This is a genomic window from Paenibacillus tyrphae (assembly GCF_024158745.1).
Taxonomy (GTDB): domain Bacteria; phylum Bacillota; class Bacilli; order Paenibacillales; family NBRC-103111; genus Paenibacillus_G; species Paenibacillus_G tyrfis_A.
Genome location: NZ_JAMZAW010000002.1, coordinates 183235 through 199307, shown reverse-complemented (window position 1 = coordinate 199307; position 16073 = coordinate 183235). Strand labels below are relative to the sequence as shown.

The window sequence follows — 16073 nt, the reverse complement described above, 5'->3', positions numbered from 1 at the left end:
TTCATTTCGCTGGCGCCGATTCGTCGTACAAGTACCACGCTAAGCGTAAGCCTTGCCTTTGGTCAGGATGCACGGTACCCCGTTGCCGACGGCGCCCGGCTGGGACATTTTCTCGAGATACCGCAGTCCGCGCTCGCATTTGCGGCAGCGGGCGCACACGTCCGAGGTCACCACCTTCATGTTGAACTTGGTTTTGTCGATGGATGACGCCGGGACGTTCTTTTTGGCAGTTTTCGCTTTGCTCACAGTCTTCATCTCCCGCGGCTTGGATGATGCATTTTATGAGCGGCCTGCCCGTTTGGTCACCGTGCCGACAAATGAATCGCCAAAGAAACAAAAATAATACAACAAATAAAAAAACAGTCTTGTTGTTGGCTTTCCTCGTCCATTTTAGAATAAAAACAGAAGCCGGACAGCCTTGGAAAAGCCGGTTTCGGGTCCCGCGGACCGCATGCTCCGCAGGAACAAATCCACACTAAAGTCAGGGGTGCTGAATATGAAGAGATTGAAAAAAGGTTTGGTTTCCGTGGCATTGCTTACACTGGCCTTCTCGCTTGCGGCTTGCGGGCAGACACCGGCGGCGAGCGATTCCGGGAAAAAGGAAGAGAAAACCGCGGCCCAAAAAGAAGAGAAAAAAGCGAATCTCGTTGTTGCCGGCGTCGTCTTTCAGGAAGACCAGTTTATGAAGTTGCTGTCGCTCGGCTATCAGGATGCGGCCAACGCGGCCGGCGTCAAAATTTTGACGGGAAATACCGGGAACGACCAAGGAAAAGAAACCGAGCTGATCAACACGTATATCGGGCAAAAGCTGGACGGGATCGCCATCGCGCCGCTCAATCAGGATTCTTCGGTGGCTGCGCTGAAACGGGCCGACGACAAAGGGGTGAAAGTTTCCGTAACGAACATTTCCTTGACCAACGCACCGTTCATCGTCGGCGGCTATACGTCGGACAACAAAAATATCGGCCAGGTGACCGGGAAAGAAGCGGCCCGCTTCATCCAAGAGAAGCTTGGGGGAAAAGCGAAAATCGCCGTGCTGCAATACAAGTCCCAGCTCCCGCAGCAAAGCACCGACCGGGTAAACGGCTTTTTGGAAGAAGTGAAGAAAGTAAACCCCGATGTGCAGGTCGTGGCCGATCAAGACGCATGGCTTCAGGATAAGGCTGTCTCCGTCGTCGGCGATGTTTTGACGGCTCACCCGGACGTGAACGTCATCTGGGCGGCCAACGAGGGTGGTACGATCGGAGCGGCGATGGCGGTCAAGAATGCGGGCAAATCGGGCAAGGTGTATGTGTTCGGCACCGATGCGAGCTATCAATTGATCGCGATGCTGAAGGAGAAAGACAATATTTTGCAGGCGATTGCGGGACAAGATCCGTACAACATGGGATATAAAGCGATGGAACTGCTGATCAAGGGCTTGAAGGGCGAAGATGTGAGCGCGAATAAAGGGAAGACGACGAGCGTCGACGGCATTTTGCTGAGCCGGTCCAATCCCGAAGGCATTGCCAAGTTCGAAGCCGATCTGAACGCTAAAATGAGCAAGTGACGTATGAGGTAGTGGGGCTGCTGCGGCGGCCCCGGATGGCCGGTAGAAGCCCCAGAGGAGATTGCGAGGGAAGGCATATGAGCGTATTAGAAACCCGCAGCATTACGAAGCATTACCCCGGCACGGTCGCCTTGGATCAGGTGACGGTGTCGTTTGAGAGCGGCAAGGTGCACGCGCTGCTCGGCAAGAACGGGTCCGGCAAGTCGACCTTGCTTAAAATTTTTTCCGGCGCCGTCCAGCCGACGCAAGGAGAAGTCGTACTGGATGGTACCGTGCTGCGCTTTAAAGATCCCGGTGACGCGTTCGCCCAAGGCGTCGCCACCGTATATCAGGAGCTCAGTCTCGTCCCCGGCATGACGGTGGCGGAAAATATTTTCTTGGGTCGGCTGCCGATGAAAGGTCCGTTTATCGACTGGAAGAAATCCTACTGCATGACTCGCGAGCTGCTGAACGAATACAACATCGATATCGCTGCGGATGAGCTGGTGGCGAATTTGAGCGTCGGTCAGGCGCAAATGATCGAGATCGTGAAAGCGCTGACGTTCAAGCCGAAGGTGCTTCAACTGGACGAGCCGACCTCGGCCTTGGCCAAAAACGAGATCGATTCGCTGTTCAACATGATCCGCGAGCTGAAGAAAAAAGACGTCATCATCATTTACGTCTCGCACCGTCTCCATGAGCTTTGGGAGATTGCGGATACGTGCACCGTCCTGCGCGAAGGGCATTTTATCGGCACGGCTCCGATGGCCGGTCTCACCCGGAAAGAGCTGATCCATATGATGTTCGGCGACGTGGAGATCCGAACGCGTCCGGAAGACCTGCGCGTGACCGACGAGGTGGTGCTGGAGGTCAAAGGGCTGACGCGCAAAAACAAATTCCGCGATATTTCCTTCCAGCTGAAAAAAGGGGAAATTCTCGGCATCGCCGGGATGCTGGGCTCCGGGCGTACCGAGCTGCTCAAATCGATCTTTGGCGCCGATCCGCTCGACAGCGGCGAAATTTATTGCTGCGGGCAGCGGATCGATTCGCCGACTCCCGCGAGGATGAAGAAGGCCGGCTTGGCCTTAACGCCGGAGGACCGGAAGCACGAAGGCCTGATCCAGATCGCTTCGATCCGCGACAATCTGTGTGTGGCGAGTCTTAACCGGATCGCGAAGGGCCCGATGATCCGAAAGAAAACGGAGGCCGAATTTGTGCGCCGTCAGATGGAAGAGCTGCAGATTAAAGCGGCCGACGTCGAGCATCCGGTGTCTTCGTTATCCGGCGGCAACCAACAGAAGGTCGTCGTCGGCAACTGGCTGAATACGGACCCGAAGATTATGTTTTTCGACGAGCCGACGCGCGGGATCGACGTGAACGCCAAGCAGCAGATTTTTCAGGTGATCTGGCAGCAATCGCGCAAGGGCATATCGAGCATTATGGTTTCGTCCGAGCTGGAGGAGCTGCTTGAGGTTTGCCACCGGATTTTGATTCTGCGGGACGGACGCATCGAAGGGGAATACGCCCCCGAGGAACTGAAGATCGACGAGCTGTACGCGTTAAGTATGGGAGGAGAAACCGCATGAAATCGACAACGCTGGAATTAAACAAAGGTTCCCGTATCGACATCCGCAAAGGCTTGAACAAATATGTGCTCGAACTTATTTTGCTTGTGATCGTGATCGCCATGGCCTTCGCGTCTCCCGGCTTTTTGACGTCGGAGAACCTGCTGAACATTCTTCGCAACATCGCGCTGCAGGGCTGTATCGCTTTCGGGATGACGATGGTCATTATCGCCGGGGAGATCGACTTGTCCATCGGCTCGACCGTCGCTCTTACGGGGGTCATCATCGGTCTTACGACGGGGTGGCTCAGCAGCTCGGGAATGATGCCGATGGAGCAGGCGGTCATCGTCGGCATCGTGCTCTCTTTTGTCGTGGCGGGGCTGATCGGGCTGTTCAACGGATGGATTATGACCAGGTATAAAATGCCTTCCTTTATTGTCACGCTGGCGATGCTGAACGTCATTTACGGGCTGGCGGCGGTCGTGTCCAAAGGCTTCCCCGTGACGACGCTGCCGTCGTGGTACAACGAGCTGGGCTCGGGCGAATTTTTGTCCGTTCCGATTCCGGCCATCCTGCTGCTGCTCGTCTTCGCCGTCGTGTATATCGTGATGAACTATACGAAATTCGGACGCTCGGTCTACGCCGTGGGCGGCAATCCGGAATCGGCGCGGCTGTCGGGCATTCATGTATCGCGGGTGAAAATCATTTGCATGGTCGTGGTGCAGCTGTGTTCGGCGCTTAGCGGCGTCCTCGTGTCCTCCCAAGTCATGTCTGGGTCCTTTTCCTTCGGGAAGGGATGGGAAATGATGGCGATTTCCTCCGTCATTATCGGCGGCACCAGTTTGATGGGCGGGATCGGGAAAGTGCGGGGGACGTTTATCGGCCTTATTTTCCTCGGGGTGCTGATCAATGCCATGACGCTGCTCAACGTGAACGAATATGTGCAGTATATCGTTCGCGGGCTGCTGATTTTGGTCGCCGTACTCATTGCCTCAATTCAATACATGAAGAAAAAGGGGTAAGCGCAAACGGGACGGCCGCGGTATAATGTGGGTACGAACGATGAATAAAGGACGAAGACACCATGGCCCTTCGAAATATGAGCTTTCGCTTGAAAATGTTCGTGATCATGTTTACCATCATTCTCATTCCGATGATTCTGGTCAGCACCATCCTGTTCAAATGGTCGGAGCAGGCCATCACGGATCAGACCTCCAAGGTCGTCATCAGCAGCATCGAATTTGCCGTGACCAATATCGATTCCGCGCTGGAAAACGTGGCGGGCATGAGCAAGATGCTGCTGACCGAAAACCGGCTGATCGCCATCGCCAAGCGAGGAGAACCGCTGAAGCCGGAAGAGAAAAACGAAAAATACAACGGCATCATGGATCTGCTGAGCTTTTTCATTACACGGATTAAAGTGATGAATATATTGGAGGGCATCGATTCGTTCTACTTGTACTTGGTGAAACAAAATACGATTATGGACTCCAAGTCGACCTATTACGAGGACGTCAACGTGGAGCATGTCGATTTTGTGCAGCAAGCAAAGAGCGGGCAATGGAAGGACCGTTGGTTTGTGTCTGCCCCGGTCAATTACGATTCGTTGAACGGTATCGAAACGCGGCTGGAAACCGCGAAGCAGATTTCGTTTACGACGGCGTTGACCGACGAGGACGGTCACGATATCGCAGTATTGGCGGCGAATGTGAACGAGAGCTTTATCCGCGATTATTATAAAAAAATTCAGCGCGGCATCCCCGGCGAGTTCGTCGTGCTGGATCGGAGCTCCACGGTGGTGGCGTGCCCGGACAACCGGCTGGTCGGCGGCAAGACCGCGGATTATTCCAAAATGAACGACACGATCCAAAACATGAAAAGCAAGAGCGGCAGCTTCTTTATCACCGTACAAGGCGAAGAGAAGTTTGCCGTTTATTCCGTTTCGGATTATACGAATTGGAGCTATGTGGTCGTGATTCCGGCTTCCGAGATTTTGGGGAAAGTCAATGAAATGCAGAAATTTATGCTGATCGTCATTTCGGTGACCGGGATTTTGATCTTCGGCATTACGCTGCTGCTGTCCCGCTTCTTTTACAAGCCTCTGGAGAAATTGGTCTTGGCGATGCAAAAAATCGAGAACCGCAGGCTCGATTTCAAGATCAAGGATAACCGCGGGGACGAATACAAGCGGGTGTATCAAGGGTTTAACGATATGGTGGACGAGTTGAACGTCCTGATCCGGGATTTGGAGAACGAAAAAATTTTAAATCAGGAAGCGGAAATCAAGCTGCTGCAGGCGCAGATCAACCCGCATTTTTTATACAACACGCTCGATTCGATCTACAGTATCGCCAGGATCAAAAAAGTGGACGAGATTTCGCAGATGGTTGCCGCGCTTTCCAAATTTTTCAGAATCAGCCTGAGCTCGGGCAAAGAAGTCGTGACGCTGAAGGAAGCCGTGCAGCTCGTGATCAACTACTTGACGATCCTCAATATCCGGTATAAGGGCGCTATTACCTTTGACCTGGATATTCCCGAGGAGCTTTACGCCTGTCAGGTGCCGAAGCTGCTGCTGCAGCCCATTGTGGAAAATGCAGTCTATCACGGGCTCGAACGGCGCAAGGGCGGGGGCTGCCTGACCATCTCCGCCGTAACGCAATCGCACGCCTTGTTCCTGTACGTAGAGGACGACGGCATCGGTGTCGAGCCTGACGCTCTGGAGAAGCTGCAAAGCATGCTTGAGGGGAATGGTCCGGGGGAATCGTCCGGCTTCGCGCTACGCAACCTGAACCGGCAAATCCGCTTAAAATACGGGACCGCCTACGGCGTTACTCTGGAAAGCATATACGGGCAAGGCACCCGCGTGACCGTCAAGCTGCCTGCCATTTCGATAGAGAGGGGAGATTCGGATGTACCGCATGATCGTGGTCGATGACGAAGCCTGGATTCGCGAACGGCTCGTGCATACGATCGATTGGGGCAAATTGGGCATCGGCTTCCTGCATGAAGCGACCTGCGGCGAAGAAGCGCTGGCTCTCGCCGCGAAGGTGCAGCCGGATCTCATTCTGACCGATATCCGCATGCCCCGTATGGACGGGCTGGAATTGATCGAACGGCTCAAGGAGCAACGGCTTGCCGCCAAAGTGGTCATTATCAGCGGCTTCAGCGATTTTGAGTACGCGAAGAAGGCGCTTTCCTTAGGCGCCTCCGATTATATTCTGAAGCCGGTGGAGGACGACGATCTGCTTGACGTGGTCGCGCGTTGTCTGGAGCAGATCGAGACGGAACGGCAAAAGGAAGCTTTGCTGAAAAAGGCCGACGATCAGGTCAACAAGCGGCTGCCCTTATTAAAGGAAATGCTCTTCTCGAAATTGATTATGGGCCATAAGCCCGACGAGCCAAAATTGCGCGAGACTTTGGCCGATTTCGGGCTGAAGAATAATGGCCTCCGTCATGCTTGCCTCGCGCTTCAGGTGCCGGAGCCGCAAACGTTTCCGCCGGAAAATAAACCGGATGCGAATTTCGCCCAGTTCGTGCTGTGCAATTTGTTGAACGATTTTCTGACAGACCTGAGCGAGAACGAGATCGTCTTCGCCCATGCGGACGAGGTGGTGTGCATCGTTTCCTCCTGCGAGGGGGACGACGCGCTGGCCCGCGCCTGCCTGACGATGTTCGAAGATATCCGCAAAATCGTTCATAAAATCGTCGGCAGCTCCCTTGTCATCGGCTTAGGCGGAGCGGTCGGCGATCTGCTCGACATTTCCGCGTCCTACCGGCAGGCGAAGCAAATGCTGCTTCACGGCTATTTGGACACGGGGCGGAGCAAGGAGACGAAGAGCGCGGCCGGACCGCACAAAACGGGAGGATACCGGCTCTACGATACAGAAGCGCTGATCAACCATATCCGGGTGGGGAACAAGGCCGCAGCTTTGGCGAGCCTGGATCAGCTTGTGCAGGAAAACCGGAGCATCCGCCCGATCGATTTAAAGTTCATTTATATCGATATCGTCAATTCGATCGTCAGGACCGCCGTGGAGGGCAACGGGGTGGCGAAAGACTTTTCGAAGTTCAGCCTGCATTTTTTCGAGCTGCTGCAGCAGTCGCAATCGACAGACGAAATTCATGGACTGCTCGGCGATACCATTACGAAGATCATCGACTTTCTGGAGCATTCGCAGTGCAAAAAAAGGCGCAAGGTGATCGAGAAAGCCTTGGAATATATGGAGCTTCACTACCCGGAGGAGCTGAATCTGAACGCCGTGGCCGAGCGCTTTTACTTGAACGCGTCGTACTTCAGCAAAATTTTCAAAGAGGAGCTCGGCGTTTCGTATACGAAATATTTGATGGAGTTCAGGGTCAATAAAGCGGCGGAACTGATGAGCGACCCGACGCTGAAGATTTACGAAATCTCGCGCCGGGTCGGGTATGAGGACGTGCAGTATTTTACCAAAATGTTCAAGTCCCTCAAGGGGGTAACTCCCGGACAGTACCGGGAGAAGATCCGGTGACGATTTTTAAGCCAATTTGAGCACACTGCGGAATTTAATGAAGCTTACGATTCTCCAGCAAGCCACATAACCAAGAGTGACCAAATTGCACAAAAAGCCCAAGGTACTCGGATCGATAAGCTTAACGTTAGCAACAAACACGAAACGAAGCGCAAAGACGACGATCAGGATGACAAACACGATTTTATTACGCTTGATAAACGCAGCACCGTTTTCCCGGACTTCAAAATTCGTCGTCATAATAAGCGGAACGGAAATGACCAGACCGATCAGCAGCGCGATAAGAACTTGGCCTGACTGCAGATGCAGGTTCGGGTCCATTAATTGAAATAACGAGGTCGAGATGTATAAAATCGGCAGCAATAAGGAAATCCCCGGCTTTTTGATGGGGGTACTCATGCCGCGGAATTGACCGCGAATAATGAGAAGAAAGATCAATACCGAAATTCCTAGAGATACAGTTGCGTTCATGGTAACAACACTCCTTCGATCAATTTGTAAGTTAAGTATCTCTCATCAGGGAGTTGTCAAACAGTGAAAGAAGTAATCCGATCTTGGTGACGAATGTCATTTTCGGAGAGTCTACGGAACAGCAATCGATTCTATTATGTTTTGGATTTTTGGGAAATTATGATAAAATAGGTTAACTGAATGTTTTGCTTGCATGCACGTGCCTCGATATGGATTTTTCGATATCGGGGCTTTCTTCATTTGAAGCGTCCTATCAACAAAACAAAACATAGAAAGAACCAACTAAACAGAAATGGAGCCTATACATGCTAGCGAACACACAACAATTTTATATCAACGGGTTGAACTATACGATCAGATCCGCAATGGAAAAAGACGCAAAGCAGTTGTCCGAAGTAAGATTACAGATTGACGGAGAAACCGAAAATATGGACCGTGAAAGAGGGGAGGCGTTCATCGATCCGACAGGCTTCGAGAAGATTATTAAAACGGATACAGAACAACCGAGAAACTTGTTTTTAGTTGCCGCCGTTCAGGATCGGATCGTCGGGTTTTCTAGATGCGAAGGAGCTTATTTAAAGCGTTTCTCTCATAAAGTCGAATTTGGAGTATGCGTTTTAAAAGAGTTTTGGGGATATGGGATCGGGAAAAATCTTTTAAAAGAATCAATGGCTTGGGCTGACTCGAACGACATTAAAAAAATGACCTTGAATGTCCTGGAAACAAACGACAAAGCGATTGAATTGTATAAAAGACTTGGCTTTGAAGTCGAAGGCATATTGAAAAACGACAAAATTCTTTCCGACGGCAACTACTATAACACCATTGTGATGGGAAGATTTAACGGATGATCGGGATACATCCCGCTAGATTTGGCAATCATACTCTTTACGAATAAGGTTGTATCATATATATTAATATTACACATTAATGAAAGCTTTTTCTCTCATATGTGATACAATATTAAAAAACGTCGATCCACTTGCAGGGGATATCAGGGGAGGAGAATTTGTCATGGGAGTTCAAACAAGCGGGAGCTATACGATTATTTTGCGAATGGAGACGGAACCGAATGTTCCGTTCATTCATATCGCGAATGCGATTCATGAAACCGGGGGCGAGATTGTCGCTGTCGATAACGTGAACCGAAGTAAAAATACGACGATCCGCGACATTACGGTGAATGTGTCCAATGCGGAAAACGAAGCTTCCTTGATTAAAAATGTGACCAAAGTGCCGGGAATTAAAATCATTAACTTTTCCGACCGCACCTTCTTGATGCACCTGGGCGGCAAGCTTGAGGTCCATTCGAAAGTGCCGATCAAGAATCGGGACGATCTCTCCCATGTGTACACCCCCGGTGTAGCCCGCGTCTGTATGGCGCTGCACGAAGACCCTGCCAAGGCGTATTCGCTGACGATCAAAAGAAATACAGTGGCGGTCGTCAGCGACGGAACGGCCGTCCTCGGGCTCGGAGATATCGGGCCGATCGCGGCGATGCCGGTGATGGAAGGGAAAGCGATGTTGTTCAAGGAAATGGCGGGCATCGACTCGTTTCCGATTTGTTTGGATACGAAGGATACGGAAGAAATCATTCGGATTGTGAAAGCCATTGCTCCCGCGTTCGGTGGAATCAATCTGGAGGACATCTCCTCTCCGCGCTGTTTTGAAATTGAGGAGCGGTTGAAGCAGGAGCTGGATATTCCGGTATTTCATGACGATCAGCATGGGACGGCCGTTGTCATGCTGGCGGGGCTGATTAACGCATTGAAATTGGTCGGCAAAAAGCTGACGGATATTAAAGTCGTATTCAGCGGGGTCGGTGCCGCCGGAGTAGCTTGCACCAAGATGCTGATGGCTGCCGGAGTGACGCGTATCATCGGCGCTTCGCGGTCCGTCGGAATCATTCGCAGGGGCGAAACGTACAGCAATCCCATGTTTCAGTGGTATGCCGAGCATACGAACCCGGACAACATTGCGGGTACTTTATCGGATGCGATGCAGGATGCGGATATATTTATCGGCCTGTCCGGTCCGGGGGTGATCGGTGTCGAGGATTTGAAAAAAATGGCGAAAGATCCGATCGTATTTGCCATGGCCAATCCGACGCCGGAGATTCTTCCGGAAATTGCGGAACCGTATGTTCGCGTGATGGCAACCGGACGATCGGATTACCCGAACCAGCTAAATAACGTGCTGTGCTTCCCCGGCATTTTCAGAGGGGCGCTCGATTGCCAGGCGACGACGATTAACGAGGAAATGAAGCTCGCCGCCGCTTACGCGATCGCCTCCACCGTGGAGGACGACGAATTGAACGAGCAGTATATCATTCCGAGCGTCTTTAACAGCCGGGTTGTGGAAGCCGTTAGAAAAAAAGTAACCCAAGCCGCAGTGGAAACCGGCGTGGCACGCAAAATTCCGCACGAGTTTGCTTAAATCCGACAGCCGGGCACCGGCCGGTAAGGACTCGATATTGTACTAGCTATCCTTTAAAAGTAAAACGGCTCCGCTTCTCCCGAAGTGGGACCCAGAGTGTTGAGAAAGTGGTTTCTTTAACAAAATAGAGAAACATACGGAGGTGGGGTATCTACTGAAGGAGCGATAGCGTTCGCCTTTGTCTGCGGGAAATGTCCGCTACTAAGCGGCTTCTAATAAAAATTTCCTGCAGACAAGAGCGACCGGAAGTAGATACCCCACCCCTTCGTAACCTCTATAGCCTCAATTAACCACTTTCTCAACAAGCTCACTCCGCTTCTCCCAAAGCGGGGCTGTTTGTGCTCCCGAATTTCCTAATCCCCATTGACAGCAGCTCCAAAATCCCCTAACCTAAATTTATTTAGCCGACAAACTAAAAGGAGGACTCCCCGATGTCGCACGACGATTCGCTTACCCGCTTGATGCGGCATGTGCTCAAGCTTCACCGGCACAGCGTCGATCTGATGATTCAGAAATACGACGTCTTTCCCGGACAGCCTCCGCTGCTTATGCGGTTGTCGGAGCGGGACGGCCAGAGCCAGAAGGAGCTGGCGGACAGCATGCTCATCAAACCGCCTACGTTAACCGTGATGATCAACCGAATGGAGAAGACGGGGCTCGTTGAACGGAAGCCGGACCCGGACGATCAGCGCGTGTCCCGCGTTTACTTGACCGGGAAAGGGCGGCAAGCCGCCGCCGGCGTGCAGGAAGCGCTGCAAGTCTTGGAGGCGAAATGCTTCGAGCATTTCAGCCCGGAGGAAAAAATGCTGTTCCGCCGGCTGCTGTGGCAGGTTCGCGACGACTTGGAGACGTTTCAACGAAATTTCAAGGATGAATAGTTAGCCGACAAACAAGCGGAGGGACATGAACGTGTGGAAGCTTAGAACTTATTTGAAGCCTTATACATGGGCTGCGCTGCTTGCACCGTTGTTTATGGTGCTGGAGGTGTGCATGGATCTGCTGCAGCCGAGGCTGATGGCGAGCATCATCAACGAAGGCGTCGTGCGCAGCGATCTGACGCACATTTGGCATACGGGCCTGCTGATGATCGGCGCTGCGCTCGTCGGATTACTCGGCGGTATGGGCTGCACGGTTTTTTCCAGCCGGGCGGCGCTCGGCTTTGGGGCGGATCTGCGTCTCAGCCTGTTTCAAAAAGTACAGACCTTATCGTTCGACAACTTGGACCGGCTGACGACGGGATCGCTTGTAACCCGGCTGACGGGGGATGTCATGCAGGTGCAGAACCAGATCCAGATACTGCTGCGCGCCATGGTTCGCAGCGCGTCGCTGGCGGTCGGCAGCATTGCGATGATGATCGCGCTCAGTCCGCGGCTCTCGCTGATGCAGCTTGCGGTGGTGCCGCTCCTGATTATCATTTTGTACACGCTGATCCGGCTGTCGGTTCCGCTGTTCGGCCGGGTGCAGGAAAAGCTGGACGGGCTGAACACGGTGCTTCAGGAGAACCTCAAGGGCATCCGTGTGGTGAAAGCGTTCGTCCGCTCTACCGTCGAGCGCGAGCGCTACGGGAAGGCGAACCGGGAGCACCTGGAAGTCGCCCTGAAAGCCGCACGGACCGTTGCCGCCAATATGCCGCTGATGATGCTGGTGCTGAACGCTGGCATCGTGGCCGTGCTCTGGTACGGAGGCGCGCAGACGTGGGAAGGCGCGATGCCGGTGGGCGACCTGATCGCATACCTCAGCTATATGTCGCAGCTTCTTTTCTCCCTGCTATCCGTCGGCATGCTGCTGATCTCGTTCTCCCGGGCGAAGGCGTCTGCGGATCGCATCTGCGAAGTGCTGGAGACCCAGCCGGGCATCGCGGAAGCTAAGCAGGCCAACACCGGAGCGATCCGTACCGGGCATGTGAGGTTTGACCGGGTATCGTTCTCATTCGATCCGGGGAAGACCGACTTCGTGCTGAAAGACATCAGCTTTGCCGTCGAGCCGGGCCAGACGGTCGGCATTCTCGGTGCGACCGGCTCGGGCAAATCGTCCTTGGTCGGCCTGATCCCAAGGCTGTTCGATGCGACGGAGGGCCGGGTATTAATCGACGGTACCGATGTGAGAGATATCGAATCCAAGCATTTGCGCAGTCAAGTCGGCATCGTGCTGCAGCAGGCGGTCTTGTTCAGCGGCACGATTCGCGACAACATCCGCTACGGGCGGCCGGACGCCTCGCAGGAGGAAGTCGAAGTGGCAGCCCGGGCGGCGCAGGCTCATGAGTTCATCGCACGTATGCCGGACGGCTACGATACGGAGCTGGGCCAGCGGGGCGTCAATCTGTCGGGCGGCCAAAAGCAGCGTTTATCCATCGCGCGGGCGCTGCTGCTCCGGCCCAAAATTCTTATTCTCGACGATAGTACGAGCGCCGTCGATCTGGTGACGGAAGCCCGCATCCGCGAGTCTTTGGAAGCTTTGAAGAGCGAAACGACCTGCATCGTCATCGCCCAGCGCATTGCATCGGTGACGGAAGCGGATCTGATCCTCGTGCTGGAGGACGGCGCGATTGCCGCCCGGGGCACGCACCGGGAACTGCTGCGGAGCAGTACGATCTACCGCGATATTTACCGCTCCCAGCACGGAAAGGAGGCGAGCGTCCGTGACACCGCAAGCTCAACCCTCAGCCCGTCCTGATGGAAAAAAAACGGCGGACCTTCCGACGGCTGCATTCGGATTCGGACGCCGGGGCGAACCGGTGCCCAAGGTAAGGGCCAAGAACACCCGGGCTGCGATTCAGCGGCTGTGGGGGTATTTGAAGCGGCAGCGGGCCGCGTTGGCCGGCGTCATCACGCTTGTGCTGCTCGGGCTCGCGTTGTCGCTCGCGGGACCATATCTGATCGGGACGGCAATCGACCGCTATATTGCGCTTCGCGATCCGAACGGCCTGCTGCAGCTGTGCGTTCTTCTGCTGGCCGTCTACATCGGCGGCAGCGCCGTTTCGTGGCTGCAAACGTATGTCATGTCCGGCATCGCCGGGCGGACGGTGTGGGAGCTGCGGCGCGACCTGTTTGCCCATATGCAGGAGCTCCCGGTGCGCTTCTTCGACAAGACGCCGCACGGAGAGCTGATGAGCCGCACGACGAACGACATCGACAACGTCTCGAATACGCTGAACCAAAGCTTGCTGCAGCTCATCACCAGTATCGTTACGCTGCTCGGCTCGCTGACGATGATGCTGATGCTGAACGGATGGCTGACGTTCGTCGCGCTCGTGATCATTCCGCTTGTCACTACCGTCGCCCGGCAAATCGGCAAGCGCACCAAAAGCCAATTCAAGGAACAGCAGCGCCATCTCGGCGCGCTGAACGGCTTCATCGAGGAGACGATATCCGGGCAGAAGGTTGTCAAAATCTACAACCGCGAGGAACTGGCGGCCCGGCAGTTTCAAGAGATTAACGCCAAGCTGCGGCAGGCGGGGACGCAGGCGCAAATTTTTTCCGGCATGATGGGCCCGTTTATGAACCTGTTGAACCATACGAGCTTCATTTTGCTGGCGGTCGCCGGAGGCTGGATGGCTTACAACGGCTGGACGACGATCGGAGTCATCGTCAGCTTTCTGAATTACTCCAAGCAGTTCAGCGGCCCGGTCAACGAGTTGGCGAACCAGTACAATATGATTCAATCCGGCGTGGCCGGAGCGGAACGGGTGTTTGAGATTTTGGATACTGAGACGGAATTCGGGTCGACGGGCGGCCGGAAGCCGCAAGAAGCCATCCGCGGAGAAGTTGAGTTCGACCGGGTGACGTTCGGATACGGCGACACGCCGGTTTTGCGGGACGTATCGTTCGCTGCTCAGCCGGGGCAAGTGGTTGCCTTGGTCGGTCCGACCGGATCGGGCAAGACGACGATCATGAACCTGCTCACCCGCTTCTACGATATTGCCGAAGGGACGATCCGGATCGACGGGAAAGATATCCGGGAGTGGGACAAAAACAGCCTCAGAAGCCGTCTCGGCATGGTGCTGCAGGACGCGCATCTGTTCTCCGGCACGATTCGCGACAACATCCGGTACGGGCGGCTGGACGCGACGGAGGAGGAGATTCGGTTGGCGGCCAAGCTGGCGAACGCGGACGGCTTCATCCGCAAGCTGCCTCAAGGGTACGATACGCCGCTCTCGGCGGAAGGCGGCAATCTGAGCCACGGGCAGCGGCAGCTGCTGACGATTGCCAGGGCGATTCTTTCGGATCCGTCCATTCTCATATTGGACGAAGCGACCAGCAGCGTCGATACGCGCACGGAGATGCACATCCAGGAAGCGATGAAGGCGCTCATGCAAGGGCGGACCAGCTTCGTCATCGCCCACCGGCTCAGCACAATTCAGGAAGCCGACCTGATTCTCGTCGTGCGCGGAGGCGAGATCGTCGAGCGGGGTACGCACGAGCAGCTTTTGGCGCTGCGGGGGCTGTATGCCGAGATGCATGCCAATCCGTCGGCCGACGCCGGCTAAGCCGCCAGACCGTAAGCTAAAACAGAGTCTCAATCTTCGCACTTGTAGAAGATTGGGGCTTTTTTTTGCAAATGTTGACAAAATGTTTACTACTAAAAATTTTCATTGAAAAACATCGACTTCTATGATAATTTATCCGTGAGAATAATTATCATTATCATGGAAATTTGTCCATAATGATTAGGTAAAAGGGAGATTGAATTTATGTCGAAGACGTTCACAGCCGTTTCCTCTATCGTGCTTTGCTCCGCACTGCTGCTTGCCGGATGCGGCGGGAATACCAAGAAAGAAGCCCAGCCGGCACCTGCGCCGTCTGCAAGCGATGCGGGCACGAAACCGGCAGCTGCGGCGGTAGATTTTAAAAATGCAACGGAGCAATACCGGAAGTTTGTCATTGAGCAGTGCGATGCGTTCGTCAAAGCAACCGGCGAATTCACGGCAGCCGTCAAATCCGGCGATTTGAAAAAGAGCCAGGAGCTGTATGCCCCGACGCGGATGTTTTATGAGCGGATCGAGCCGATTGCCGAAGCGCTCGGCGACCTTGATCCGAACATCGATGCGAGGGAAGGCGACGTGGACGAGAAGGAATGGCGGGGCTTCCACCGGCTCGAGAAAGCGCTCTGGGTCGAGCAATCGACCAAGGGCCAGGAAGAAACGGCCGACCGTTTGCTGAGCGATAGCAAGCTGCTGCGGGCGAAAGTCGAGACCGTGGAAATCGAGGCCAATATGCTGGTCACCGGCGCTGTGGAGCTGCTGAACGAAGTGTCGGCTACGAAGGTGACCGGGGAAGAGGAACGTTATTCCCATACGGACCTGTACGATTTCGCCGCAAACGTCGAGGGAGCGAACAAAATTTTCGAGCTCTTGAAGCCGGAGCTGGAGAAAAAGGACGCGAATTTGGCAAAAACGATCGAAACGCGCTTCGCGGAATTGAACCAAGCGCTTGCGCCGTTCAAAAAAGGCAGCGGCTATGTGACGTACACGGAGCTGACGCAAGAGCAGACCAAGAAGCTGAGCCAAGCCATCGACGCACTGGCAGAGCCGCTGTCGGGCATGGGCAAGCTGCTGGGGGCGTAATC

Annotated in this window: 13 protein-coding genes; 11 read left to right on the top strand and 2 right to left on the bottom strand. The window is 54.2% G+C overall.

The genetic code is table 11. The features are described 5' to 3' along the window. Positions 1-39 precede the first annotated feature (39 nt). Positions 40-255: a hypothetical protein gene (locus NI000_RS03480; protein ID WP_253407740.1), complete on the bottom strand. Its 216-nt coding sequence runs from the start codon at positions 253-255 to the stop codon at positions 40-42. Positions 256-496: 241 nt separating this feature from the next. Here NI000_RS03480 and NI000_RS03475 point away from each other — a divergent pair, with 241 nt between their 5' ends. The 5 genes from NI000_RS03475 to NI000_RS03455 all read left to right on the top strand — a co-directional run bounded on the left by NI000_RS03475 (position 497) and on the right by NI000_RS03455 (position 7601). Next, the gene (locus NI000_RS03475) at positions 497-1549 is read left to right on the top strand and encodes a substrate-binding domain-containing protein (RefSeq protein WP_253407738.1); all 1053 of its coding nucleotides are present in this window, start codon (positions 497-499) and stop codon (positions 1547-1549) included. A 77-nt stretch (positions 1550-1626) separates the two neighbouring features. After that, on the top strand, positions 1627-3114 hold the full coding sequence (locus NI000_RS03470) for a sugar ABC transporter ATP-binding protein (protein WP_253407736.1): 1488 nt from the start codon (positions 1627-1629) through the stop codon (positions 3112-3114). Continuing rightward, on the top strand, positions 3111-4115 hold the full coding sequence (locus tag NI000_RS03465; protein ID WP_253407734.1) for an ABC transporter permease: 1005 nt from the start codon (positions 3111-3113) through the stop codon (positions 4113-4115). The genes NI000_RS03470 and NI000_RS03465 overlap by 4 nt, the downstream gene beginning before the upstream one ends. A 77-nt stretch (positions 4116-4192) precedes the next feature. Continuing rightward, a complete protein-coding gene (locus NI000_RS03460; RefSeq protein ID WP_253407732.1) occupies positions 4193-6028 on the top strand; it encodes a cache domain-containing sensor histidine kinase in 1836 nt (611 codons plus the stop codon). Beyond that, positions 6003-7601: a response regulator gene (locus NI000_RS03455; protein ID WP_253407731.1), complete on the top strand. Its 1599-nt coding sequence runs from the start codon at positions 6003-6005 to the stop codon at positions 7599-7601. Before NI000_RS03460 ends, NI000_RS03455 begins: the two co-directional genes overlap by 26 nt. 6 nt (positions 7602-7607) lie before the next feature. Here the strand turns inward: NI000_RS03455 and NI000_RS03450 are convergent, their stop codons facing one another. After that, complete coding sequence (locus NI000_RS03450; RefSeq protein ID WP_253407729.1) at positions 7608-8072, bottom strand: CcdC protein domain-containing protein; 465 nt, start codon at positions 8070-8072, stop codon at positions 7608-7610. 305 nt (positions 8073-8377) lie between these two features. Between NI000_RS03450 and NI000_RS03445 the strand changes: the two genes are divergently transcribed. The 6 genes from NI000_RS03445 (at position 8378) to efeO (ending at position 16071) form a co-directional block, all read left to right on the top strand. Beyond that, positions 8378-8923, top strand: a complete 546-nt coding sequence (locus NI000_RS03445) for a GNAT family N-acetyltransferase (RefSeq protein WP_253407727.1) — start codon at positions 8378-8380, stop codon at positions 8921-8923. 205 nt (positions 8924-9128) lie between these two features. Further along, entirely contained in the window at positions 9129-10508 is a 1380-nt protein-coding gene (locus NI000_RS03440; protein ID WP_375540941.1) for an NAD-dependent malic enzyme, read from the top strand. A 431-nt stretch (positions 10509-10939) separates the two neighbouring features. After that, complete coding sequence (locus NI000_RS03435) at positions 10940-11386, top strand: MarR family winged helix-turn-helix transcriptional regulator (RefSeq protein WP_253407723.1); 447 nt, start codon at positions 10940-10942, stop codon at positions 11384-11386. 31 nt (positions 11387-11417) lie between these two features. Continuing rightward, positions 11418-13181 (top strand): ABC transporter ATP-binding protein, encoded by a 1764-nt coding sequence (locus NI000_RS03430; RefSeq protein ID WP_375540937.1) that lies wholly within the window; start codon positions 11418-11420, stop codon positions 13179-13181. Beyond that, entirely contained in the window at positions 13147-14994 is a 1848-nt protein-coding gene (locus NI000_RS03425; protein WP_253407719.1) for an ABC transporter ATP-binding protein, read from the top strand. Before NI000_RS03430 ends, NI000_RS03425 begins: the two co-directional genes overlap by 35 nt. 204 nt (positions 14995-15198) lie before the next feature. Continuing rightward, the gene (gene efeO, locus NI000_RS03420) at positions 15199-16071 is read left to right on the top strand and encodes an iron uptake system protein EfeO (protein ID WP_253407717.1); all 873 of its coding nucleotides are present in this window, start codon (positions 15199-15201) and stop codon (positions 16069-16071) included. Positions 16072-16073: the final 2 nt, after the last annotated feature.

What these genes read in the sequence shown, in the direction of transcription:
- NI000_RS03465 (WP_253407734.1), top strand. Translation starts at nt 3,111, where the DNA reads ATGAAATCGACAACGCTGGAATTAAACAAAGGTTCCCGTATCGACATC.
- NI000_RS03445 (WP_253407727.1), top strand. Translation starts at nt 8,378, where the DNA reads ATGCTAGCGAACACACAACAATTTTATATCAACGGGTTGAACTATACG.
- NI000_RS03440 (WP_375540941.1), top strand. Translation starts at nt 9,129, where the DNA reads ATGGAGACGGAACCGAATGTTCCGTTCATTCATATCGCGAATGCGATT.
- NI000_RS03470 (WP_253407736.1), top strand. Translation starts at nt 1,627, where the DNA reads ATGAGCGTATTAGAAACCCGCAGCATTACGAAGCATTACCCCGGCACG.
- NI000_RS03450 (WP_253407729.1), bottom strand. Translation starts at nt 8,072, where the DNA reads ATGAACGCAACTGTATCTCTAGGAATTTCGGTATTGATCTTTCTTCTC.
- efeO (WP_253407717.1), top strand. Translation starts at nt 15,199, where the DNA reads ATGTCGAAGACGTTCACAGCCGTTTCCTCTATCGTGCTTTGCTCCGCA.
- NI000_RS03435 (WP_253407723.1), top strand. Translation starts at nt 10,940, where the DNA reads ATGTCGCACGACGATTCGCTTACCCGCTTGATGCGGCATGTGCTCAAG.
- NI000_RS03460 (WP_253407732.1), top strand. Translation starts at nt 4,193, where the DNA reads ATGAGCTTTCGCTTGAAAATGTTCGTGATCATGTTTACCATCATTCTC.
- NI000_RS03480 (WP_253407740.1), bottom strand. Translation starts at nt 255, where the DNA reads ATGAAGACTGTGAGCAAAGCGAAAACTGCCAAAAAGAACGTCCCGGCG.
- NI000_RS03455 (WP_253407731.1), top strand. Translation starts at nt 6,003, where the DNA reads ATGTACCGCATGATCGTGGTCGATGACGAAGCCTGGATTCGCGAACGG.
- NI000_RS03475 (WP_253407738.1), top strand. Translation starts at nt 497, where the DNA reads ATGAAGAGATTGAAAAAAGGTTTGGTTTCCGTGGCATTGCTTACACTG.